Annotated in this window: 24 protein-coding genes and 1 pseudogene; 11 read left to right on the forward strand and 14 right to left on the reverse strand. The window is 64.8% G+C overall.

Annotated elements, in window-relative coordinates; all coding sequences use genetic code 11:
* Positions 1 to 4 precede the first annotated feature (4 nt).
* Entirely contained in the window at positions 5 to 511 is a 507-nt protein-coding gene (locus tag VNW74_RS06365; RefSeq protein WP_325675756.1) for a hypothetical protein, read from the reverse strand.
* 96 nt (positions 512 to 607) lie between these two features.
* On the opposite strand from VNW74_RS06365, the gene VNW74_RS06370 reads away from it, so the two are divergent.
* The gene (locus tag VNW74_RS06370) at positions 608 to 1,768 is read left to right on the forward strand and encodes an acyl-CoA dehydrogenase family protein (protein ID WP_325675757.1); all 1,161 of its coding nucleotides are present in this window, start codon (positions 608 to 610) and stop codon (positions 1,766 to 1,768) included.
* 17 nt (positions 1,769 to 1,785) lie between these two features.
* Here the strand turns inward: VNW74_RS06370 and VNW74_RS06375 are convergent.
* Positions 1,786 to 2,820: pseudogene (locus VNW74_RS06375) on the reverse strand (TerC/Alx family metal homeostasis membrane protein); the annotation flags it as partial.
* Between the two features lie 255 nt (positions 2,821 to 3,075).
* Between VNW74_RS06375 and VNW74_RS06380 the strand changes: the two are divergent.
* Complete coding sequence (locus VNW74_RS06380; protein ID WP_325675758.1) at positions 3,076 to 5,112, forward strand: hypothetical protein; 2,037 nt, start codon at positions 3,076 to 3,078, stop codon at positions 5,110 to 5,112.
* Positions 5,113 to 5,130: 18 nt separating this feature from the next.
* Here VNW74_RS06380 and lexA read toward each other — a convergent pair whose 3' ends face one another.
* Entirely contained in the window at positions 5,131 to 5,829 is a 699-nt protein-coding gene (gene lexA, locus VNW74_RS06385; protein ID WP_325675759.1) for a transcriptional repressor LexA, read from the reverse strand.
* A 211-nt stretch (positions 5,830 to 6,040) separates the two neighbouring features.
* Between lexA and VNW74_RS06390 the strand changes: the two genes are divergently transcribed.
* From VNW74_RS06390 to VNW74_RS06405, 4 genes are all read left to right on the forward strand, one after another.
* Positions 6,041 to 6,523, forward strand: a complete 483-nt coding sequence (locus VNW74_RS06390) for a LysM peptidoglycan-binding domain-containing protein (protein ID WP_325675760.1) — start codon at positions 6,041 to 6,043, stop codon at positions 6,521 to 6,523.
* A 172-nt stretch (positions 6,524 to 6,695) separates the two neighbouring features.
* A complete protein-coding gene (gene nrdR, locus VNW74_RS06395) occupies positions 6,696 to 7,160 on the forward strand; it encodes a transcriptional regulator NrdR (protein ID WP_325675761.1) in 465 nt (154 codons plus the stop codon).
* 53 nt (positions 7,161 to 7,213) lie between these two features.
* Complete coding sequence (locus tag VNW74_RS06400; RefSeq protein WP_325675762.1) at positions 7,214 to 8,422, forward strand: FAD-dependent oxidoreductase; 1,209 nt, start codon at positions 7,214 to 7,216, stop codon at positions 8,420 to 8,422.
* Positions 8,423 to 8,431: 9 nt separating this feature from the next.
* Positions 8,432 to 8,917: a peroxynitrite isomerase gene (locus VNW74_RS06405; protein WP_325675763.1), complete on the forward strand. Its 486-nt coding sequence runs from the start codon at positions 8,432 to 8,434 to the stop codon at positions 8,915 to 8,917.
* A 111-nt stretch (positions 8,918 to 9,028) separates the two neighbouring features.
* Here VNW74_RS06405 and VNW74_RS06410 read toward each other — a convergent pair whose 3' ends face one another.
* From VNW74_RS06410 to VNW74_RS06420, 3 genes are read right to left on the reverse strand one after another with little or no spacing between them, the layout of a single operon-like run.
* Positions 9,029 to 9,715, reverse strand: coding sequence for a PhzF family phenazine biosynthesis protein (locus VNW74_RS06410; RefSeq protein WP_325675764.1), 687 nt, complete (start codon positions 9,713 to 9,715; stop codon positions 9,029 to 9,031).
* A 35-nt stretch (positions 9,716 to 9,750) separates the two neighbouring features.
* Positions 9,751 to 10,773 carry an alpha/beta hydrolase gene (locus tag VNW74_RS06415; protein WP_325675765.1) on the reverse strand — a complete coding sequence of 341 codons (1,023 nt, stop codon included), beginning with the start codon at positions 10,771 to 10,773 and terminating at the stop codon, positions 9,751 to 9,753.
* Between the two features lie 35 nt (positions 10,774 to 10,808).
* The gene (locus tag VNW74_RS06420; RefSeq protein WP_325675766.1) at positions 10,809 to 11,798 is read right to left on the reverse strand and encodes a PAC2 family protein; all 990 of its coding nucleotides are present in this window, start codon (positions 11,796 to 11,798) and stop codon (positions 10,809 to 10,811) included.
* 232 nt (positions 11,799 to 12,030) lie between these two features.
* Here VNW74_RS06420 and VNW74_RS06425 point away from each other — a divergent pair, with 232 nt between their 5' ends.
* Positions 12,031 to 12,822 (forward strand): trypsin-like serine peptidase, encoded by a 792-nt coding sequence (locus tag VNW74_RS06425; protein WP_325675767.1) that lies wholly within the window; start codon positions 12,031 to 12,033, stop codon positions 12,820 to 12,822.
* A gap of 56 nt (positions 12,823 to 12,878) precedes the next feature.
* Here the strand turns inward: VNW74_RS06425 and sthA are convergent, their stop codons facing one another.
* Positions 12,879 to 14,282 carry a Si-specific NAD(P)(+) transhydrogenase gene (sthA, locus tag VNW74_RS06430; RefSeq protein WP_325675779.1) on the reverse strand — a complete coding sequence of 468 codons (1,404 nt, stop codon included), beginning with the start codon at positions 14,280 to 14,282 and terminating at the stop codon, positions 12,879 to 12,881.
* A gap of 207 nt (positions 14,283 to 14,489) precedes the next feature.
* Here sthA and VNW74_RS06435 point away from each other — a divergent pair, with 207 nt between their 5' ends.
* Positions 14,490 to 15,548 carry a DUF4192 domain-containing protein gene (locus tag VNW74_RS06435; protein WP_325675768.1) on the forward strand — a complete coding sequence of 353 codons (1,059 nt, stop codon included), beginning with the start codon at positions 14,490 to 14,492 and terminating at the stop codon, positions 15,546 to 15,548.
* Positions 15,549 to 15,564: 16 nt separating this feature from the next.
* Here the strand turns inward: VNW74_RS06435 and VNW74_RS06440 are convergent, their stop codons facing one another.
* The 3 genes from VNW74_RS06440 to VNW74_RS06450 form a co-directional block, all read right to left on the reverse strand.
* The gene (locus VNW74_RS06440; RefSeq protein WP_325675769.1) at positions 15,565 to 16,257 is read right to left on the reverse strand and encodes a metal-dependent transcriptional regulator; all 693 of its coding nucleotides are present in this window, start codon (positions 16,255 to 16,257) and stop codon (positions 15,565 to 15,567) included.
* 123 nt (positions 16,258 to 16,380) lie between these two features.
* On the reverse strand, positions 16,381 to 17,370 hold the full coding sequence (gene sigB, locus VNW74_RS06445) for a sigma-70 family RNA polymerase sigma factor SigB (RefSeq protein ID WP_414686611.1): 990 nt from the start codon (positions 17,368 to 17,370) through the stop codon (positions 16,381 to 16,383).
* A 118-nt stretch (positions 17,371 to 17,488) separates the two neighbouring features.
* A complete protein-coding gene (locus VNW74_RS06450) occupies positions 17,489 to 17,911 on the reverse strand; it encodes a DUF3099 domain-containing protein (RefSeq protein ID WP_325675771.1) in 423 nt (140 codons plus the stop codon).
* A gap of 42 nt (positions 17,912 to 17,953) precedes the next feature.
* Here VNW74_RS06450 and VNW74_RS06455 point away from each other — a divergent pair, with 42 nt between their 5' ends.
* On the forward strand, positions 17,954 to 18,193 hold the full coding sequence (locus VNW74_RS06455) for a DUF3039 domain-containing protein (RefSeq protein ID WP_325675772.1): 240 nt from the start codon (positions 17,954 to 17,956) through the stop codon (positions 18,191 to 18,193).
* Here the strand turns inward: VNW74_RS06455 and VNW74_RS06460 are convergent.
* Positions 18,180 to 19,166, reverse strand: coding sequence for a YihY/virulence factor BrkB family protein (locus VNW74_RS06460; RefSeq protein ID WP_325675773.1), 987 nt, complete (start codon positions 19,164 to 19,166; stop codon positions 18,180 to 18,182). The two genes, VNW74_RS06455 and VNW74_RS06460, sit on opposite strands and share 14 nt — an antisense overlap.
* A gap of 62 nt (positions 19,167 to 19,228) precedes the next feature.
* Complete coding sequence (locus tag VNW74_RS06465) at positions 19,229 to 19,426, reverse strand: DUF7455 domain-containing protein (protein ID WP_325675774.1); 198 nt, start codon at positions 19,424 to 19,426, stop codon at positions 19,229 to 19,231.
* A 125-nt stretch (positions 19,427 to 19,551) separates the two neighbouring features.
* On the opposite strand from VNW74_RS06465, the gene VNW74_RS06470 reads away from it, so the two are divergent.
* Positions 19,552 to 19,923, forward strand: coding sequence for a DUF952 domain-containing protein (locus VNW74_RS06470; protein WP_325675775.1), 372 nt, complete (start codon positions 19,552 to 19,554; stop codon positions 19,921 to 19,923).
* On the opposite strand, the gene VNW74_RS06475 is transcribed toward VNW74_RS06470, so the two are convergent.
* Positions 19,866 to 20,285: a RidA family protein gene (locus VNW74_RS06475; RefSeq protein WP_325675776.1), complete on the reverse strand. Its 420-nt coding sequence runs from the start codon at positions 20,283 to 20,285 to the stop codon at positions 19,866 to 19,868. The two genes, VNW74_RS06470 and VNW74_RS06475, sit on opposite strands and share 58 nt — an antisense overlap.
* Before the next feature lie 553 nt (positions 20,286 to 20,838).
* On the opposite strand from VNW74_RS06475, the gene VNW74_RS06480 reads away from it, so the two are divergent.
* Positions 20,839 to 22,170, forward strand: a complete 1,332-nt coding sequence (locus tag VNW74_RS06480) for an adenylate/guanylate cyclase domain-containing protein (RefSeq protein WP_325675777.1) — start codon at positions 20,839 to 20,841, stop codon at positions 22,168 to 22,170.
* A gap of 94 nt (positions 22,171 to 22,264) precedes the next feature.
* Here the strand turns inward: VNW74_RS06480 and VNW74_RS06485 are convergent.
* A partial coding sequence (locus VNW74_RS06485; protein WP_325675778.1) for an RNA polymerase sigma factor occupies positions 22,265 to 22,861 on the reverse strand: 597 nt, incomplete at its 5' end.

The raw sequence follows: 22,861 nt of genomic DNA on the forward strand, positions 1-22,861 counted from the left end.
GGACTCAGTCGGCCACGTCGTAGACGTCTTCGGCGGGTGCGGCCAGCAGCCGCTGCGCCAGGTCGGCCTTGAGCTGGTCGAGGCGCGCCTCTTCCGCCTGGCTGCGGTCGGATTTGCCTGCGAGGTTGATGAATTCGGCGCTGACGAAGCCTTTACGCAGTAGCAAGGTCGCCGTGCGCCCGGCGATGATGACTTGGAAGACGAAGCTTTGCAGCAGCCGGCCGCGGTCGGGTCGCGCCAGGGCCAGGTCGACCGTGTAGCGGCCGTCGGTCACCGCTCGGGTCACGGCTTCGAAGCCGTCGCGCGCCCCGGGTCCCCGGAAGGCGGTGCGGATGACGATCGAGCGCCGTTGCGGCGGTTGGTTCGGGGACAACGCCGCGAATGCCCGCTGCATCACTTTGAACGCATTGGCCACACCCGCCGGCGAGTATGGCCCGGCGTAGCACAGCATGTCGGTGTAGGAAAACTCGAGCAGCTGCCCGCGTTCCTCCACCAGGATCGTCTCGTCCACCTCGCTGACTGTAAGCCCGCATGGGTACGCAGATCGCCCAACCATCCGGTTGGTATATCTTGGGCGGCAGAGTCCCCACCCCGCCGGAGGTCATCCATGGGTAGCGCCGTCAAGTATCAGCGCACGCTGTTCGAGCCCGAGCATGAATTGTTCCGTGAGTCCTACCGGGCGTTCCTGGAACGTCACGTGGCCCCCTACCACGACGAATGGGAGAAGGCGAAGATTGTCGACCGTGGGGTGTGGTTGGAGGCCGGTAAGCAGGGCTTCCTGGGCATGGCGGTCCCCGAAGAGTACGGCGGCGGTGGTGACCCCGACTTCCGCTACAACACGATCATCGTCGAGGAGACCGTCGCCGGTCGCTTCAGCGGCATCGGGTTCAGCCTGCACAACGACGTCGTCGCGCCCTATTTGCTGCGCCTGGCCAACGAGGAGCAAAGGCAGCGCTGGCTGCCCAAGTTCTGCACCGGCGAGCTGATCACCGCGATCGCCATGACCGAGCCGGGCACCGGCAGCGACTTACAGGGCATCAAAACCCGCGCGGTCAAGCAGGGCGACCACTACGTACTCAACGGGTCGAAGACGTTCATCACCAATGGCATCAACTCCGACCTGGTGATCGTGGTGGCCCAGACTGATCCGGACAAAGGCGCGCAAGGCTTTTCCCTTATCGCCGTGGAGCGCGGCATGGAAGGCTTCGAGCGCGGCCGGCATTTGGACAAAATCGGCTTGGAGGCCCAGGACACCGCTGAGCTGTCGTTCTCCGACGTCAAAGTTCCCGCCGAGAATCTGCTCGGCGAAGAGGGCATGGGCTTCATCTACCTGATGCAAAACCTGCCGCAGGAACGCATTTCGATTGCCATCATGGCGGCCGCAGCCATGGAGGCCGTCTTGGAGCAAACTCTGCAATACACGAAGGAGCGCAAGGCTTTCGGCAGGCCGGTCGGAAGTTTTCAGAACAGCCGATTTTTGCTGGCCGAGTTGGCGACCGAGGCCACTGCGGTGCGCATCATGGTCGACGAGTTCATCCGCCTGCACCTCGACGAGAAGCTGACTGCCGAGCAGGCTGCGATGGCGAAGTGGTATTCGACCGAGAAGCAAGTGCACCTGATCGATCGCTGCCTGCAACTGCACGGTGGCTACGGCTACATGCGCGAATACACAGTTGCGCGTGCCTATCTCGATGCGCGGGTGCAGACGATCTACGGCGGGACCACCGAAATCATGAAGGAAATCATCGGTCGCAGCATGGGCGTCTAGGCGAGGCCATTCGGTCCAGCCTGGGCGGCGACGTAGCTCTGATTGAGACATTCCGCCGTGTGCCGGCGGGCCTCGGCGAGCGCGTGTTGCGCCCGTCCGCGTGGTGACAGCAGTGACGCTGCCGTCGTGATCAGCAGGATGACGATGATCAGCGTCAACGACAGCGGTGTGCTCAGTTCTGCGACGCGGACCGGGTTGCCGCCGTTGATGAACGGAATGTTGTTGTCGTGCAGGGCCTGCAGCATCAGGTTCACACCGATGAAAGCCAAGATCGCCGCGAGACCGTAGGACAGGTACACCAACCGGTCGAGCAGACCGTCGATCAAGAAATACCACTGCCGTAGGCCCAACAACGACAACGCGGTCGCCGAGAACACCAGGTAGACGTTCTGGGACAGGCCGAACAGCGCTGGGATCGAGTCGAATGCGAACAATATGTCCGCCCCGCCCACCGCCAGCATGACCAGCAACATCGGTGTCATCACCCGCCGGCCGTGCTCGACGCTGAGCAACCGGTCGCCGTCATAGTCCTTGGAGGTGCGCACCAACCGTCTGGCGATGCGGATAAGCACCGTGTCCGTATCGCCGCGTTTCGATTCCGACGATTTTGCGAGGTTGGTCGCCATGATGAGCAAGACGATCGCGAATAGGTAAAACGCCCAGTTGAAAATTGTGATCAGAGCGGCGCCGATAAGGATGAATCCGGTGCGCGCGGCCAGCGCCAATACAATGCCGAATAACAACACTTTTTGCTGGGCGATCCGCGGTACAGCGAAGCGGCTCACGATGAATAAAAAGATGAACAGATTGTCGATAGAGAGAGCTTCATTACTGACATAACAGGCGAAATATTCGACGCTCATCGATATCCCGCCAAAAGCCCAGACGCCAAGGCCGAACATGATCGCAATTCCGAGGTAGCTGGCCGACCACACCACCGCTTCGCGCAACGTCGGGGTGTTGGCGCGGCGGACGTTGAACACGTAGTCGAACAGGACCAGCCCCGCGATTAGGGCAACGATCAGAGACCAGACCGGTCCGGAAGCACCCAATTTCCGCTGCCTTTCCGTGTGCCACATCGCCACGGGGACCACCCCGGTATCGGGGACCGTAACGCAGAATCGGATGGGTCGAATGCGACACCCCAGCAACGTTGTGGACATCATTTCGCCCTCGACGGGTTACGGTTCCGTAGGGTCTTGGATAATGACTCCGCAAATGTCGTCGGCTCGACCGCAGTTGTGCCAGCCCGCCGTGCGGTCGAAACTAGCCACAGACTGCGGGTGGGGCGGCCGCTGGGAGGTGTGATGGCAGGGCAGCAAGGTCGATCGGGCACCGTCATTGGGCGCGCGGTGCTCGGTCTGGTGGCACTGGCGACAGCCTTGGGAGTGTGCACGGCATTATTGGCACCCGTCGCGTCGGCATCCCCACTGGGCGAGGCCGACGACGCGATGACCGCGGCGTGGAAGGCCGCCGGCGCCGACAATTCGGATCTCGGCGCCAAACAGGGTGAGGCGTACGCCGCCGGCGCAGGATTCGCCCAGGACTTCGTGCACGGCAAGATGTTCTTCACGCCGGCTACCGGCCCCAGGTCGATGATGGGCGCCATCCTGGACAAGTACGAGGCCCTCGGTGGCCCGGCGGCCAGCGACCTGGGCTTTCCCACGATGAACGAAGCACGCGGGCTGGCAGGCCCCGACAGCCGGGTCAGCACCTTCTCGGCCAGCGACAAGCCGCTGATCTACTGGACCGCCGAGCACGGCGCGTTCGTCGTGCGCGGGGCGATCAACGCCGCGTGGGACAAACTGGGCAGCTCCGGTGGCGCTCTCGGCGTCCCGGTCAGCGACGAAACCTACGACGGCGAAGTCGCCACCCAGGCCTTCAGCGGCGGCAAGGTGTCATGGAACAGGCTGACCAAAGCGTTCTCCACCGCTCCGCCCAATCTGGCGAGCCAGCTCACCGATCTGCAGGCACCCATCGATCCGACCGCGGCCATCAACATGGCGTGGCGCGCATCAGGCGGCCCCTCGGGCCCGTTGGGTGCCAAACAAGGCGATCAGTATCCGGTGGGTAGTGACGGGCTGGGCCAAAACTTCACCGGCGGCAAGGTCTTCTTCAGCCCGGCCACCGGAGCCAACGCCGTCGAGAGTGACATTCTGGCGAAATACGAGTCGCTGGGCGGCCCGGGCGGCAGCACGCTCGGCTTCCCGATCGCCAATGAGGCCGAGGGCGGTCTCAAGCCGGCCAGCCGGGTGAGCGCGTTTGCCGCCAACGACAATCCGGTGATCTTCTGGACGCCCGACCACGGCGCGTTTGTGATTCGCGGCGCCATCAAGGCCGCGTGGGACAAACTCCTCGGACCGACCGGCAAACTGGGTGCACCGGTCGGCGATCAGACGACGAATAAGGACGTGATCACGCAGAAGTTCGCCGGTGGCCAAATCGCCTGGAATCAAGCGAAGAACACGTTCAGCACCCAACCAGCGAACTTGGCGTCGGCATTGTCCGGCCTGCAGGTGCCCGGGCAGAAGATGCCGGCCGGTTCGGCGTCGACCCCCGGCAGGGGGAGCCTGCTGAACTGGCATCGATTGTGGTTGCCAGTCGGCGTCGCCGTGGCGCTGCTGCTGCTGCTGGTTGGGCTGGCCTTGCTGGTGGCCGCGAGAGGGCGCCCACGCCGCGCCGCCGGGCTTAAGACCGAAGCCGCCGGACCTGGCGGTGGTGACGACACCGGCTATGAGGCCGTCACCGAGTCTGTTTCACGGTGGCCACCGAATGCCGACGGCAATCTCGAGTCGTCGACCTTGTCTGACGGCTACCGGGCGCCGCGTCCGCGGACCGTGCGGCTGCCCAGTCAGCCGGCCGGCGACTGGATGTCACCAGGGCGTGCCGATTTGGTCGACGAGCCGCTGGTCAACCAAATCGGAGATTCTGCCGAGTTTTCCGACTTGGACGAAGACTTGGTCGAGCACCTCGACGAGCACCTCGACGAACACTTGGTCGAGCACCTCGACGAGCCCTTTGACGAGGATCCCGACGCGGTGGACACAGCTCCGACGCGGATCCCAACACCGGGCGAAGTGCGAAGCGGGCGACATGCCGCCGCGGACGCCGAAGCCGAGACCACTCATTTCGCTGCGGCTACGCCAATTGCGCCCGGTCAGTTGGCGATTCACCTTCCGATGGAGGATCCGTACCGGGTCCCCGACGGATACCCCGTTAAGGCCAATGCCAGCTTCGGCCTCTACTACATGCCCGACAGCGAACTATACGAGGACACGTTCGCCGAAATCTGGTTCGCCACCGAAGAAATCGCGAAAGCCAACGGGTTCACCAAGGCCGAGTAGCCAACTGGACCGCGGTAGTTAGATCTTGCGGATCACCGTGACGACCTTGCCGAGCACGGCGGCGTCGTTGCCCGGGATCGGGTCGAAGGCCGGGTTGTGCGGCATCAGCCAAACCTGACCACCGGTGCGCTTGAAAGTCTTGACGGTGGCCTCCCCGTCGATCATCGCTGCCACGATGTCGCCGTTGTCGGCCACGTTCTGCTGACGGACCACGACCCAGTCGTCGTCGCAAATCGCGGCGTCGACCATCGAGTCACCGACCACCTTGAGCAAGAACAGCGCCCCCTCGCCGACGAGTTCGCGGGGCAGCGGGAAGACGTCCTCGACGGCTTCCTCGGCAAGAATCGGGCCGCCCGCCGCGATGCGTCCTAAAACAGGAACATACGTGGGTTCCGGCAATGCATCCGAGCCCGAGACGTCGGTGAGGACCGTCGGCCTCGCGGCGTCGTCGGCGCCGCGAACATCAACAGCGCGTGGGCGGTTCGGGTCACGGCGGAGATACCCCTTGCGCTCGAGTGTGCGCAACTGGTGAGCCACCGAGGACGTCGACGTCAGCCCTACCGCATCACCGATTTCCCGGATGCTCGGCGGATACCCGCGACTGGTGACCGAAGCGCGGATCACGTCCAGAATCGTGCGTTGGCGCTCTGTGAGCCCTGAATCCCCAGATCGCGCACCGCGCTGAGGGTCGGCGCCGGGTGTATCGCTGTCGCTCATACGGACGAATGTAGCCGCATCCAGCCCCGATATCAAACATGTGTTCGAGGCGTGTCGCGATGTTGCCCCTGTTACGGCTGCGAAAGTTGTCGGTGGGGTGCTTTACCGTCTGCTTCGTGTGCAACAGTTCGATCACATGTTCGGAATTCGAACACACTATCGATTATGCTTCGAACAAGTGATCGAGAACTAGCCGACTGGAGGAACGCACATGATGCCCATCGAAACGATCTCGCCGAGCGCGCCGATCCGGTGCCGGCCGGTCCGGGTGCGACCGGCAGGCCGTCGTGGTCGGCCCGGAAGCCGGGGTCCGCAGCCGTCGAGACCGGTCGCTGCGCCCCCGCGTTACCGGGGTACCGGAGTGTTGATGTCGACGGCGCCACATCGGCCACGTCCGATCACGCCGGCGACCACGGTTGCGCTGGCCCTGCTCGCGGCGCTGATCACCGTGTGGCTGGGGCTGGTGGCGCACTTCGGTGGCATGCTGCATGGCGGCTCTGACCAGGCGGCGGGCCACATGCCCGACCAGCTCGCTGTGGTGCGGGTCGAGCCCGGGGAGACGCTCCAGCACTTGGCCGCCAGGGTCGCACCCGATGCGCCGACCGGTCAGGTCACCGCACGCATCCGCGAGCTCAACGATCTCGACTCCGCGACGGTGACCGCCGGCCAGACGCTCATCGCCCCGGTGGGCTGACGGCTCCGCCGTGCAGCGCCGAAACCCGCATGGCTCAATGGTCATCGGCGAATGCCGTGACGGTCGCGGATATCGGGCACGACCTCCGCTGACGCTAGGCCCGCGGGGGAGTGCGCAGGTACGCTCGGGGTGGTCTCAGACATCCCGTTGTCGGCGCGGCGAAGGAGCGGTCATGCACTGTCCGTTCTGCCGCCATCCCGATTCCCGGGTGGTCGACTCACGCGAGACCGACGAGGGTCAGGCCATCCGGCGCCGCAGGTCGTGCCCGGAGTGCGGGCGGCGATTCACCACTGTGGAGACCGCGGTGCTGGCGGTCGTCAAGCGCAGCGGTGTCACCGAACCCTTTAGCCGCGAGAAGGTGATCAGCGGTGTGCGTCGGGCCTGCCAGGGCCGCCAAGTCGACGACGATGCGCTGAACCTGTTGGCCCAGCAGGTCGAAGACGCGGTGCGGGCCAGCGGATCACCGGAAGTCCCCAGCCACGAGGTCGGCCTTGCGATCCTCGGTCCGCTGCGAGATCTCGACGAGGTGGCCTATCTGCGATTCGCCTCGGTGTACCGGTCCTTTTCGTCTGCAGACGATTTCGAGCGCGAGATCGAGGCGCTGCGCGCTCACCGCGAAGTGTCCGCGTCCGGTTGACCGGTCCGCCGAGAGCCTGCATTGAGTCAGCTGCGCGCGGGTAGTGTCGGGCCGTGACCCGAGTTCTGCGAACCCAGGTCTGCGTTGCCGGTGGCGGTCCGGCGGGCCTGATCCATGCTCTATTGCTGGCCCGCGCCGGAGTACAGGTTGTTGTCTTGGAGAAGCACAACGACTTCCTGCGCGACTTTCGCGGCGACACTGTGCATCCGAGCACGTTGCGGATCATGGACGAACTGGGCTTCATCGATGAGTTCCTGCGTCTGCCCCACACCCAGATCACGCGACTTGCCTTCGACACCGACGGCTCGCTTCGCACCTTCGGCAACTTCAGCGCGCTCAAATGGCTCGGCTTCAAACAGCCCTACGTCGCGTTGATGCCGCAGTGGGACTTCCTGGACTTTCTCGCCGAAAAGGCAAGTGCCTATCCGGAGTTCACCCTGATCCGTAACGCGGAGGTCAAAGATCTGATCTTCGACGGCGATCGGGTCGTCGGGGTGCGGACGCCGGAGTTGGAGGTGCGTGCCGAGTTAGTCGTGGGCGCCGACGGGCGCGCGTCGGTAGTGCGGGCCGCGGCGGGCTTGGAGATCGCCAGCGCGGCTTCTCCGATGGATGTCTTGTGGTTTCGACTGAAGTGGCGTCCGGGCGACCCGCAAGAGCTCTACGGGATCCTCCGCAAGGGCATGCTGATGGCCATGATCTACCGGGGTGACTACTGGCAGGTCGCACATCTCGTGCCGAAGGGGCAGAATCCCCGAGACGGCTCACTCGACGCATTCAAAGCGCGTCTGGCGTCCGTGTCGCCGAACTTGCGTGACCATGTCAACGACCTACATTCTTGGGACGACACCAGCCAACTCGATGTGCGGGTGGATCGGCTCAAGATGTGGTGGCGTACGGGCATGCTGTGCATAGGCGATGCGGCGCATGCCATGTCGCCGGCCGGGGGAGTCGGTATCAATCTCGCTGTTGCCGACGCGGTGGCAGCGGCCAACATTCTCTGTGGCCCGCTGCGCGAAGGTCGGTTGACCGATGCCGACCTCGCCAAGGTGCAACGCCGACGCGAGCTACCCGCCCGGATCATCCAGGCCGGTCAGGTGCTCATCCAGGACAAGGCCGTCGAACCGTTTTTGACCGGCGACCTGTCGCCGGTCCATATCCCGAAGATCGTTGGCTGGGGCCCGCTGCAGTTCATCCCGCCGATCATCGTCGGTCGGGGCTTCCGCCCCGAGCATGTCCGCACGCCGGACATCCACGCTCACTAGGCTGGCCGAATGGCGCCTGACCTGCACCCCAACCTGCAAGAGCTCGCTCCGCTGCTCGGCGTATGGGCGGGTCGTGGTTCCGGGGAATACCCCACCATCGAGCCGTTCGACTACCTGGAAGAGGTCACCTTCTCCCATGTGGGGAAGCCGTTTTTGGTGTACGGGCAAAAGACCAGGGCCGCAACGGATGGGACGCCCCTGCATGCCGAGACGGGCTACCTTCGGGTACCGCGGCCCGGTCAGGTCGAACTGGTGCTCGCACACCCAAGCGGCATCACCGAAATCGAGGTGGGCACATACACTGCCGACGGCACGACGATCGAAATCGAGATGACCACCTCGGACGTCGGTCTGACACCGACCGCCAAGGAGGTGACTGCCCTTGGCCGCCGCTTCCGAGTCGACGGCGACGAGCTGTCGTATTCGCTGCGGATGGGCGCGGTCGGACAACCGGTGCAACACCATCTCGCCGCGGTGTTGCACCGAAAGGACTGAAGGGAACAACAACGCGGATATCGAAAACGCGGTCTAACCAACGTGATCCAGCGTCGAAGCATTGATGGCCGACGATTCCGACGGTCTTGTTGTGACGGTCAACCTGGACGGTTAGACGAGGTGCGTGACACCGTCGTCGACGGCGCGACCGGCAACCCGAACCCAGCCCTGCGGGCTCCAGGTGGTCTGGATTACCGATCCCTTGCCCTGGGTGATGGTCAAGTCGCGGCTGAGGTATTCGGTCATCCGCATGGCGGCGGATCCGGTCGCTTCGTCTTCCGTCACACCGAGATTGGCCACGAATACCCGAGAGCGCAGTGCTCCGGCGGGCTCGTCGATCCATGTCCACAGGTAATGCGCCACATCGTCGGAGAAGTCACCAGGATCGGCGGCCGCGAGGTCATCGAGTGATTCGAGATCGTGAATGGCAAACTCCGGTGCCCATTCCGATCGGGCGCTGATGACGGTGATGTCGTCGTCGTAGCTCACCTGGACAATGCCTGCGGGCACCTGCAGCGTGCGGATCGGCGTACCGCTGGCACGCAGCCACCACGAAGCCCCGACGGTCGGGTGGCCGGCGAATGGCAATTCGGTCAGCGGGGTGTAGATGCGAGCGTGCGCCGTGGTGGATCCGGCGCTGGGTAAATCGATGAAAACTGTTTCACTGTAACCTAATTGGGTCGCCAGGCGCTGGCGATACCCAGGCGCCACGGTGGCGGCGTCAACCACGCCCAGTGGGTTGCCGAAGTTGCCGTGCGCATCGGTGAAAACGCGCAACACCGTGACATCGATGCTCATGAAATCGACTGTACGGGCTCGGGTTGAGGCGAGGATCAGGTGGCGCTGCGTTCGTCGGCGCCCATCGCCTCCAACACGGCGGCACGGGTGTCGACCGGCCCGGAGACGGTTTGTGCCCCGCCGCCGCTGCGGAGCAGCTCGCGAAGGACGGCCTGGTCGTATTCGGCGGGCTCGGTGGTATCGATGAAGCGCTCGACGACCTCGATGAACCGGTCGGGATCGTCGTGGAACGGGAAATGCCCGGAGCGCTCGAAAATCTCCAAACGGGAACCCGGCATCGCGGCGTGCGCCATCCGGGCGTGGCTGACGGGAACAACGACATCGTCTGTGCCCCAGATGATTTGCACCGGAACGGACTGGGTCAAATAACATCGGTCGAGCATGGTGACCATCTGACCACGCCAGTCCACCACCGCCCGTAGTGTCCGGGTGAACGCCGCCGACGCCATCGGCTCCGGTAGGTCGGCCAGCACCCGCAACACGTCCGGGAGGTCGTGGCCCACACCGGTTGATCCCAACATCAGGCCGGCCGCGCGTCCGAAGAGCTGCAGAGCCGGCAGCACCAACGGCAGCCGCAGCAGCGCCAGCGCCTCGCTGCCCATCGGCAACGACGCCAGCCTCAGCACGATGTTGACGTCCTTGGTGACGCCGCCGGCGCCGACCAGGATCAGCCGCTCGACCAGGTGCGGGAACTGGTAAGCGAACTGCATCGCCACCCCGCCACCCAGCGAATGGCCGACCACGGTGACCCGCTCGATGTCGAGGACGGACAGCAGATCGCGCATCCCATTGGCGTAGGCCGCGATCGAGTAGTCCGCGCGTGGCTTGTCCGACTGTCCGTGGCCCAACAGGTCGACGGCGATCACCGTGAACCGCTGTGCCAGCTTGGCCTGAACGGTCTCCCAGGTGGTGGAGTTGTCACCGATCCCGTGAATCAGCAGGATGACCGGACCCGAGCCGGCGATCCGGAACGCGCGCCGGTAGCCGTGCACCGTCCGAAACTGCAGCGAAGGGACAACTTCCCGCACCGAGCGCAGGTTGGGCTTCCGCTGAGTCATGTCGCCAACTTCGCTGTCGGGCCCAGGAGGGGCGCTCAGGTCGAATCGTCGTCGTCGAACTTTTTCTCGGCCTGCTGAGCGAGGAATCGCTCGAACTCTGCCCCGAGTTCGTCGCCGCTCGGCAGATCCTCATCCCGCGTCAGCAGCGACCTGTTCTCCTGAGCGGCAATGAAGGCATCGTACTGTCGCTCCAGCGCAGCCACCACTTGAGCGACCTCCGAGCTGGCCTCAACCTGCTCGTCGACCTTGGCTTGGATATCGACCGCCGCGTCTTCCAGCGCCTTCAGCGGGAACTGGAGCGACCCGGTCTTGGCGACCTGCGCCAGCAACGCCTGGGCGGCCGACGGATAGTCCGTCTGCGCCAAGTAGTGCGGGACATGCACGGTGAAGCCGACCACTTCGTGGCCGTGCTGAGCCATCCGGTATTCCAGCAGGTTCGACGCGCTGCCGGGCACCTGGACCTCGGAGATCCACGGCGTGAAGTCGGAGATCAGCTCACGGTTGTTGGAATGCGCCGTCATCGTCACCGGTCGCGTGTGTGGGACGGCCATCGGGATGGTGCCCAGGCCGATGGTCTGCCGGACACCCAGACGCTCGGCCAGCAGCCGCACCGCGGTGATGAACCGCTCCCACTTCAGGTCCGGCTCCATGCCGGACAGCAGCAAAAACGGTGTCCCGACACTGTCATGCATGGCGTAGAGGCTGAGCTCGGGATCGTCGTAGTGGGTGAAGTGATCGGTCTTGAACGTCATCAGCGGCCGCCGTGACCGATAGTCGAGCAGTTCGTCGATCGCGAACGAGGCCACCAGTTCGGTGTCCAGCGTGTCCTTGAGGTGGCCGGCGGCCAGCCGGATCGCATGACCGGCGTCGGAAAAGCCTTCCAAAGCGTGCACCAAGACCGGGCCACGGCCATCTAACGACGACAACTGCGGCGCCGGGAACTCGAGCTCGTACATGCCGTTCTGCTCGGGCTGGTAACGCTGGTTTTTCTGGGGGTCTCTGTCGGGGGGCTGGTTGTCGCCCATCGCTGTTGCCTCCTCGCACGGTGCGGTGTGGCGCACTGTGTCAGATAGTGTCTCTCAATTCGGCCGCCTACGGATACCGGCCCCGCCGCCGGATCGCATGCCTGTTTGTTGGGCAACGCGGTCGCTTCCGGCCGCATTCCACCCAGGCGCCCGTTTCGCGGAAGGCCGAATTCGCCAGGTGGGCGCCGCTCTGCGTCGCCTGCACCCGCCCCATCGGGCATGATCGACAGCGATGCGCATTCTGGCAGCGATGGGCTCGACCCTCGGCCTTGCCTCGTTATTGGCGGCCTGTGGGCACCAGTCACCGGCTGCACCGCCTGCCAGCAAACCCAAACAAGCCGTCGTTGAGGCCGCGAAGCAGGTCGTCGCAGGACCGGTGAACCCTGATCCGCGGGTGGGCGCGGTTTTCCTCGGCGGCGGCGGTCTGCACACCTGCACCGGCTCGGTGTTGCACTCGGCGGCAGGCGATCTGGTGCTGACCGCCGCGCATTGCCTAGGCGCCGGCCCGGCGACCTTCGTTCCCGGTTACGCCGGCAACGCCGCGCCGGCCGATCTCTGGTCCATGGATGTGGTGTACCTGGATCCGCGGTGGGTAGCCACCAAGGATCCGCGGGCCGACTACGCGATCGCCCGGGTCAGCCGCGCCGACGGCGGATCGGTCGAAGCACAGGTCGGTTCGGCGCTGTCGCTGGGTTCCGCCCCGGCCAAAGGCAGCCGGGTCAACATCGTCGCCTACCCTGCGGGCGTCGGCGGCATGCCGATCGGCTGCCAGGTCAGCACGGGAGTCACCGATGGTGGCTATCCGGAACTGCCGTGCGCAGGCCTGGCGGCGGGCACCAGCGGCGCGCCCTGGATCAGCGGCTCGACGGTCACCGGGGTGATCGGCGGTCTGCACTCCGGCGGCTGCGCGGAGAATCTGTCCTACTCGTCACCGTTCGACCAGCACATCACCGACCTCTTGGCGCGCGCCGAGGCCGATGGCCCGGGCGACGTGCCGCCGACTGCCTTCGACGACGACTGCTGAAGACCGCCCGGCGACGATGCAGGCGGAGCGGCAGAGAAGCAGCCGGGCAGTGCCGGTCAGCTGAACTGACTCAGCGCGCGCACCTTGTTCATCACGTCAAGTGCGGCCACCTTGTAGGCCTCGGAGAACGTTGGATAGTTGAACACGGCGTCGACCAGGTAGTCGACGGTGCCGCCGCAGCCCATCACGGCCTGTCCGATGTGCACCATCTCGGTGGCGTTGCTGCCGAAAATGTGCACCCCGAGCAACTTCAGATCATCGGTGGAAACCAGCAGCTTGAGCATGCCGTAGGAGTCGCCGGCGATCTGGCCGCGGGCCAGTTCGCGATAGCGGGCCACGCCCACCTCATAGGGCACCGCGTCCTTGGTGAGATCAACCTCGCTGGCGCCGACGTAGGAAATCTCGGGGATCGAGTAAATGCCGATCGGCTGCAGTGCGGTCAGGCCGTGGACCGGCTCGCCGAACGCGTGGCAGGCGGCTACCCGGCCCTGGTCCATCGAGGTCGAGGCCAGGGCGGGGAAGCCGATGACGTCGCCGACGGCGTAGATGTGGTCGACCTTGGTCCGGAAGTCCTCATCGACGAAAATCCGTCCACGGTTGTCAGCTTCCAGGCCCGCGTTCTCGAGATCGAGGTTCTCGGTTTGGCCTTGGCGACCGGCCGAATACATCACGGTTTCGGCGGGAATCTTCTTGCCGCTGGCAAGGCTGGTCACGGTCCCTTGCGCGCCCACCTGGACGGTGGTGACCTCCTCGCCGAATCGGAACGTGACCGCGAGGTCGCGCAGGTGGAAACGCAACGCCTCGATGATCTCTGGATCGCAGAAATCCAGCATGGCGTCCCGTTTTTCGACGATGGTGACCTTGGTGCCCAGCGCGGCGAACATCGACGCGTACTCGACGCCGATCACGCCGGCGCCGACCACGACCATCGAGGACGGGATGAATTTGAGGTCGAGGATGCCGTCGGAGTCGAGCACCCGCTGCTCATCGAACTCCACCCCGTCGGGGCGGGCCGGTTTGGTGCCGGTGGCGATGATGATGCGTTCGCCGCTGACCGTGGTGCGCTCACCGCGGGAATGGTCTTCGACCAGCAGGGTGTGTTCGTCGCGGAACCGGCCCTGCCCGGGAATCAGATCGACCCGGTTGCGCATCAGCTGATTGCGCACCACGTCGGCTTGCTTGCCGATGACATGCTGGGTTCGCGAGAGCAGATCAGCCGGTGTGATCTTGTCCTTGACCCGATAGCTGGCGCCGTACAGCTCGCGCTGGTTCATCCCGGTCAGGTACACAACCGCCTCGCGCAACGTCTTCGACGGGATCGTGCCGGTGTTGACGCAGACCCCGCCCAGCATCTGCCGCTGCTCGACGACCGCGACCGATTTGCCCAGCTTGGCCGCGGCGATGGCGGCCTTCTGCCCGCCGGGACCTGAACCGATGACGACCATCTCGTATTCCAGCATCGAACCCATGAGGAAACATCTACGCCGGTTCCCGGCCGCGCGCACGCCGAGCCAGGCGACGGACATGTGAACAATCTGTTCCGCGTTTCCCCTACGCCTGCCCAGTCGGCCGACGGTTGTCCCCAGCGGCGAGTTTGTCCACAGCGCACGCGCGGCGCGGTCCGCGCCGCCGGCGGGCTGACGGTGCCGATTGCCAGCGTGTGCGTCATGACCAAGCAGCGACCTGACTTTGAACTGAATCGCCCCGGCGCGATGATCGCCGCGCTCCCGGCCGTGCTGGGCTTCGTGCCGGAGAAATCGTTGGTGCTGATATCGATCGACGACGGCGAACTGGGATCGGTGATGCGGGTCGACCTGTCCGAGGCGCTCGCCGACCGGATCGGGCCGCTCGCGGAGGTGGCCTCGGCCGCCGGCCCCGAGGCGGCCATCGCGGTCATCGTCGACGCCGACGGCGCCGGCTGCCCGATGTGCAACGAGGAGTACCGCGACCTGTGTGCGACGCTCACCGAAGCGCTGTCGCAGCGCGACATCGTGCTGTGGGCCGCACACGTGGTGGACCGGGTGGCGGCCGGGGGTCGCTGGCACTGCGTGGACGGCTGCGGTGCGGGCGGTGTCGTCGATGACCCCTCCGCGTCGCCGCTGGCGGTGGCGGCGGTGCTCGACGGCCGCCGCCTGTATGCGCGGCGCGCTGACCTGCAGGCAGTCATCGCGGTCGACGAGCGGGCCGGCAGCGCGACGCTGGCTGATCTGATCGGCACGCACGCCGCATCACGGGACGCCGCACACCGTACCGATCCGGCCGCGTGCGTTCGCCGCGACGTCGAGGACGCCATGGCTGCCGCCGCTCGTGTCGGCGAGGGACAACAGCTCTGCGATGCGGAGCTGGCCAGCCTGGCCTGCGCGCTGGCCGACGTGGAGGTGCGTGACACGCTGTATGCCCTGGCCGTCGGCCAGAGCGCGGGGGAGGCCGAGTCGTTGTGGGCGCTGCTGTCGCGCAGCCTGCCTGCGCCGTGGCGGGTGGAGGCCTTGGTGTTGGTCGCGTTCAGTGCCTATGTCCGCGGCGACGGCCCGCTGGCCGGGGTGTCGCTGGAGGCCGCGCTGCGCTGCCAACCCGGCCACCGGATGGCAGGCATGCTCGATACGGCCCTGCAATCGGGCCTTCGGCCCGAGCACATTCGCGAATTGGCTGTCACCGGATACCGGCTGGCCCAGCGGCTCGGTGTGCGGCTGCCGCCTCGTCGGACATTCGGCCGACGAGCCGTCTGAGGAATGACGCCGTGTGCTAGACCTTTTCGACCTTCACGGCGTGCGCCATCTCATGCGGCAGGCTCACATTTTCGTGACCCGGAATCACGATCGTCACGCCGCCGGCCGGGTTGGTTTCGACGGTCACGCGGGCGTTGGGAACCACGCCGGCGTCCTTGAGACGGGTGATCAGGTCGATGTCGCCCTGCACGTGCTCGGTGAGCTGACGCACCACGACTGCGACGGGCGATCCGGCCGGCAACTCCGTTAACCGCACCAGGTTGGGCTTCTCGCCGCCGAACCCGGGCCCGACGCCCAAATCCAACAGCCCCGGAATCGGGTTGCCGAACGGCGAGGTCGTTGGGTTGTCGAGGACTTGCACGAGCCGACGCTCGACGTCTTCGCTCATCACGTGCTCCCACCGGCAAGCCTCGGCGTGCACTTCTTCCCAGGGCAATCCGATGACATCGACTAACAGCCGCTCGGCGAGCCGGTGCTTGCGCATCACGGAGACGGCCAGTGCGCGGCCCTTGTCGGTGAGCTCGAGATGGCGGTCGCCGGCCACGTGCAGCAGCCCGTCGCGCTCCATTCGCGATACGGTCTGGCTGACCGTGGGTCCGCTCTGGTCAAGCCGTTCGGCGATCCGGGCACGCAGCGGAGTAACGCCCTCTTCCTCGAGGTCGTAGATCGTCCGCAGGTACATCTCCGTGGTATCTACCAGGTCGTTCATTCCGCACCCTCCATTGCCGCTGAGTCTACGTGTCCAGCTGCGTGAATGGTCCGCTAACACTCCAGCACGCAGTATGCCCGCCACGGGCGTGGCGGGCATACTGCTTCGTGTTGATCTTGGTCGTCAGCTGGCGTAGGACCGCAGTCGGTCTGCCCGATCACCGTTGCGCAGCTTCACCATAACCTCGCGCTCGATTTGGCGAACCCGCTCGCGGGACAGGCCGAACAACTTGCCGATCTGGTCAAGCGTGCGGGGCTGTCCGTCGTCGAGCCCGAAGCGCAACCGGATCACTTGGTGCTCACGCTCGTCGAGGGTGGCCAGCACGGTGCGGATGTCGGTGTGCAGCAGCTCGGCGATCACCGCGTTCTCCGCGGACATCGCTTCGGCGTCCTCGATGAAGTCGCCCAGCGGCGCCTCCTCCTCGGAGCCGACCGGCATGTCGAGGCTCACCGGGTCGCGGCTGTGCTCCAGCAGGTCGTTGATCTTCTCGACCGGGATGCCGGACTCGGCAGCGAGTTCCTCGTCCGTGGCTTCCCGGCCGAGATTCTGGTGCATCTCGCGCTTGATTCGCGCCAGCTTGTTTACCTGCTCAACCAGGTGAACCGGCAGCCGGATGGTGCGGCTCTGGTCGGCCATACCCCTGGTGATCGCCTGTCGGATCCACCAGGTCGCGTAGGTCGAAAACTTGAATCCCTTTGCGTAGTCGAACTTTTCCATCGCACGGATCAGACCCAGATTGCCTTCCTGGATGAGGTCCAGCAGCGGCATCCCACGGCCTGTGTAGCGCTTCGCCAGCGACACGACCAACCGCAAGTTGGCTTCTAGCAGGTGTCCTCGTGCGGCTTCGCCGTCACGGACCACCATCGCCAGCTCGCGCTTGCGGTTCTCGCCGAGGCGCTTGCGGGTCTCGAGCAGATGCTGGGCGTAAAGGCCGGTCTCGATGCGCTTGGCAAGTTCGACTTCATCGGCGGCATTGAGCAACGCCGTCTTGCCGATGCCGTTCAGATACACCCGCACCAGGTCCGCGGCTGGGCTCTGAGCATCCAGATCGCTGTCAACCCGGCTGGTGGTGGCATTTGCCATGGCGGCCTCCTGATAGGCGTGAGCTGTCATGGGATATAACGACGGACTGGGGTAAGGAGTTCCCACTGGGTGGCCATCTCACACCCGTTGACGTGCGCGAATGTCGGCGCGTTCTGAGAATGTGCTGAGAAATAGTGCCCGCGAACGGCTATTCGGAACTGTCAGCGCCGTCGGATGGTGATTCCGCTTGCGGCGCTGGGCGACTGTAGCGCTCGAGCGCCGGGCGTTCGGCGGTGGGGAACAGCGGGGTGCGCCGTCCGACGCCGTCGAATCGCCGGGGTTCGTCGGCGCGGCGCGGCGGTCGGTCGTTGGCGATCAGCACCGCCATCCAGGGCAACGGGATCGACGCGGCAAGGATCAGAAGTGACACCAGACCGTTGTGCCACATGCCATAGGCGACGGCGGCCAGTATTAGCGCCGGAATCCGGAAGGCCATCAGCGTCAGGTATTTCCGCACTCGCTGGCGATGCTGCACGTCGTATGCCGGTTCGTCGGCCGTGATCAGTACCTGCCGGCCGTCGTCGTCGAAACCCAGCTCAGTGCCGCGCTTCATTTCTCCACTGTTCCACACTTCGGGGACCCCGTCGAAGCCGATTCCGGCACAATATGAAACATGCAGACCCAGACGATCGAGCGCACCGAGACCGACGAACGCGTCGACGACGGGACCGACAGCGATACTCCCAAGTACTTCCACTACGTCAAGAAGGACAAGATCGCGCAGAGTGCCGTGATGGGCACGCATGTCGTGGCGCTGTGTGGCGAGGTGTTCCCGGTGACGAAGGCGGCTAAGCCGGGCTCGCCGGTATGCCCGGACTGCAAGCGGATCTACGAGACGCTCAAGAAGAGCTGACCCGATCGACGCCGACGTGGGGCGGCTCGTCGGCTGCGCCGTCGGTGTCGTCGCGGCTCTCGGCCATGGTGCGTGATATCAGCCAGCGCCGCAACCGGTGGGCGTGGGTGCGGGGGGCCGGCCACTCCTCCTGAATGGCGGCGTTGAACTCCGCGCCCAGCATGATGGCGAAGCCGGCGAAGAAGGCGAACAGCAGAAACGCGATCGGTGTGGCCAGCGCGCCATAGGTGTAGCCGGTGCCGGTGATCCACCAGAGGTAGATTCGCAGCCCCAGCGTCGCGATCAGGAAGGTCACACTGGCCAGCGCCGCCCCGAAGATCAGCCGATGCGACGGCAGCGGTTCGGGCAACGCCACCCGATAAAGGATCACCACCGTGATGATCAGGCCGGTGATCAACGCCGGGTAGTAGCCGTAGGCCAACACATCCTGCAAACCGTCGGGGATGAGTTGGGCAAGCTTGCGCGGACCGTGCACCATCAGCGGGGCGGTGACGATCAGAAAGAGCAGCATCACCACGTACAAGAGCAACGCGAACAACCGCTGACGCACCGGATGGCGCAGCGGGGTCTGGTCGTGGGCCTCGACCACCGAATCGACGAACGCCGAAATCGCCGATGATCCGGCCCACAGAGAAATCAAGAACCCCAGGGACACCACTTCACCGCGGGCACCTCGATCGATGTCGGCGATCGTCGGCTCGATGATCTCGTGCACCACGCTCGGGGAGAAAACCTTGTTCGACATCGACACCAGGCGCTGTTCGATCACGGACATCGTGTCCGGCCCGAACAACGGGGCTACGTAAGCGAGACTTCCCAGCATCCCCAACAACAGCGGCGGCAGTGACAGCGCCGACCAGAAGGCGGCCTGCGCAGACTCGGAGAAGATCGAGTCGTCCCAGCTTTTCGACAACGCCCGCTTGGTGATGCGCCAGACGTGATGGCGCGAAGGCTTCACTGCTCGGTCGGTCATGACCCGTTCAGGATTCCCGACGAATGGTCATCCCGCCAGGATCGCTGGTGGCGAGTCGTGTTTTAAGACTGCAGCGGAGCGGCGCTGACGTGAAGCACGGCCGACAGCTCGACCAGCTTGGCCTCGTGCTCGTTCGCGTGGTGCTGGCAGAAGAGGAGTTCCGCGCCGGAGGGCAGCTTGGCGCGCACACGGGCGGCGGCGCCGCATCGGTCGCATCGATCAGCCCTGGTTAACTCTGGAGTGGTCAGGGTCGCGTTCATGGCTACTCCTTCTGGCCGTAATCCACTGTCTCAGATATCAACGCGTTTGGCCGTCTTCACCACGCGTTTACCCGCTGTGTCGTTTCTCACGTCTGTGCGTTTGGCGCTCCGGGCAGGATGGCGGTATGAGCCACCGTCCGGCGGTGCTGGTGCACCTATGTCCCTCTGACGAGTGGTCGTCCGCCACGGTTCGAGGCGAAGTACGCCCCGAGTCGCTTGCCAGCGTCGGATTTGTCCATCTGTCCAGGCCGGAGCAGGTACACCTGCCGGCTAATCGTCTTTACCGCGATCGCCACGACCTGGTGCTGCTGCACATCGATCCGGACCGTCTGGACTCACCCATTCGGTGGGAACCAGGAGTGGCAACGGATCCGGAGTCGATGCTGTTCCCGCACTTGTACGGAGCACTGCCGGTCGCTGCTGTGATCAGCGTCACTAGCTACCGGCCGGGCGCTGACGGCAGCTTCCCGCCGATCGGTGACTCGGCTGTCGAGTAGGCGTCGGCTTCGATCTCCACCAACAGGTCGGGCGCGATGAGGGCGGCTACCTCCACCATGGTGGCCGCGGGGCGGATCTCACCCAAAACCTCGGAATGGACCGCCGCGACCTCGCGCCAACGGGATATATCGGTCACATAGATGCGAGTGCGGACCACGTCGCTGAGCGTCGCTCCCGCCTGATTGAGGGCGACCTCGATGCGCCGCAACGCTTCTCGGGTCTGGGCGCCGATGTCATCAACAGGCCCAGGGCCGGTTGTGCCGGCTACGACGATGTGTGGGCCGACTCGGACCGCCCGCGAATAGCCCACAGTCGACTCGAAATCGGTCCCGGACGAGACAAGGATGCGGCTGCCTGACATTCGGCCAAGCTAAGCCAGCCGAATCGGTTGCGCAGCCGAATTTCGTCTCGGGCAGCCTCACGCCCAAACTTTGACGGACCAATCCGTCTGGGCTTCGGAATTGATGAGGACGCCCAGTTCATCTCGGATGAGGTCGCGTGGCCAGGCTAGTTCATAATCACCACTGTTACCCACAAGAGTTATCGTGCCAGCGGTATCCACACACCGAGTGCAACGGGGGAATCGCCAATCCCTACCTACTCGATGCGAACGAGGCCACTTGGGCGTTTGTTGCGGTTTACAGCGTTGGCTGCGTTAAGAATCTGCTGGTCAGAGAGTTGGCGGCGTTGGCTTCAATAGGCCGCTGACGAGACTACTGCGGACCGACTGCGGACGCTGCGCCGAAGCCATCGCCGGAGAGAGAGAAGGCACTGGGCTGTGCAAGGCGGGCGCTGAGCGCCTAAGGGGTCACCCTCACCCCTCCCGCATGCTCCGAGGCGGGGACATCGCGAAGAACCGTCTAACCCCGAGCGGAACGTGACTATGAGCAGGTCTGAGCTGCCAGAATGTTGTGGTGAGCGATGGGCGAGTTCGCTACGCACGCAACGGCGACGTTCACCTGGCATACCGGGTGCTGGGCGACGGCGAGATTCCACTTGTGGTCGTGCCGGGTTGGGTGAGCAATGTCGATCTTTACGACGACCCGGCGTATCCGTTCGCGCCGCTGGTCGAACGACTGGCACGGGAGACCCGCCTGATCTTGTGGGACAAACGCGGCACGGGACTATCTGATCCGGTCGATCGGGTGCCGACGCTCGATGAACGCATGGACGATCTTCACGCCGTCCTCGCCTCGGCGGGAGTCGAGTGTCCGGCGCTTCTCGGTGTATCCGAAGGTGGCCCGATGAGCATTTTGTTCGCCGCAACCTTCCCTGATCAGGTCCGGTCAATGGTGCTCTACGGGACAGCCGCACGGTTCTCGCAGGATCTGCCTGACTTCCCCTGGGGCTTTCCACCCGGCTTTGTGGAACAAGATGGCGTCGAGGCGTTCGACGAGCACTGGGGCGAGGGCATAACGGCGGACGCAATGTTCGGCGAGGCCGCTGACTCACCCGGCGTACGCGACATGATGGGACGGTACGAACGAGCCAGCGCCAGCCCGGCCATGGCTGCAATGCTAATGAAGGCATTCGCCGCAATCGACGTACGCGACATTCTGGATACCGTTCAGACCACCACACTCGTCCTAGCCCGACCCGGCGACCAAGTTGCCCCGGTCGAAGCCGCCGAGGCGTTGGCCGTCAAGCTGCCCAACGCCGAGTTCCGAGCACTGCCGCCGGGACCTCACGCGACCTTTGACAGCGCCCTTGCCACCGAGGCACTCGGCTTCGTGTGCGGACCAGTGAATGCGCCAGTCAGCGAACGTGTGTTGTGTACGGTGCTATTCACCGACATCGTCGGCTCCACTGAGCAACTGAGCAGCCAAGGTGATTCTGGGTGGCGGCTTCAACTCGACGTGCACGATCAGGTGGTTGATCGATCGTTATCGAAGTACGGTGGGCGACGCGCCAAACACACTGGCGATGGAATCTTCGCACTATTCGATGGCCCTACGAAAGCGACTCGGTGTGCGTTGGATTTGGTGCCTGCATTGGCCGCTCGTGGCATCCGCATCCGCGCCGGTGTGCACATCGGCGAATGTGAGCGGCGCGGCGACGAGTGGAGCGGACTGGCCGTTCATACCGGAGCCCGCGTCGGAGCCATGGCGGGAACCGGCGAAGTGCTGACCAGCCGGACAGTGCGGGACCTCTCGGCGGGTTCAGGTCTGCGCTTTGAAAGCCTGGGTGCTCATCGCCTTAAGGGGCTGCCGGAAGACACGGAAGTCTTTCGGGTCACTTACAAATAGATGTTCCGCTAAACACGCTCATCCGCACTCGCGGAAAGTACTCGGTAAACCGTCGCCCTACTTACCCCGTCAGAGTATCAATCGGGAGTGTCGCTCAGTCCAGGTAGTCGCGCAGGACCTGCGAGCGGCTGGGGTGGCGCAACTTCGACATCGTCTTCGACTCGATCTGGCGGATCCGCTCGCGGGTGACGCCGTAAACCTGGCCGATCTCGTCGAGCGTCCGGGGCTGCCCGTCGGTCAACCCGAACCGCAGCCGCACCACGCCGGCTTCGCGCTCCGACAGCGTCTCCAGTACCGACTGCAGCTGATCCTGTAGCAGCGTGAACGACACGGCGTCGACCGCCACCACCGCCTCGCTGTCCTCGATGAAGTCGCCAAGCTGGCTGTCGCCCTCGTCGCCGATGGTCTGGTCCAACGAGATCGGCTCGCGGGCGTACTGCTGGATCTCCAGCACCTTCTCCGGGGTGATATCCATTTCTTTGGCCAGCTCCTCCGGCGTGGGTTCACGGCCCAGATCCTGGAGCAGCTCGCGCTGAATACGGCCCAGCTTATTGATCACCTCGACCATGTGCACCGGGATGCGGATGGTGCGGGCCTGGTCGGCCATCGCACGGGTGATCGCCTGACGGATCCACCAGGTGGCGTAGGTGGAGAACTTGTAGCCCTTGGTGTAGTCGAACTTCTCGACCGC

Source organism: Mycobacterium sp., assembly GCF_035570115.1.
GTDB lineage: Bacteria > Actinomycetota > Actinomycetes > Mycobacteriales > Mycobacteriaceae > Mycobacterium.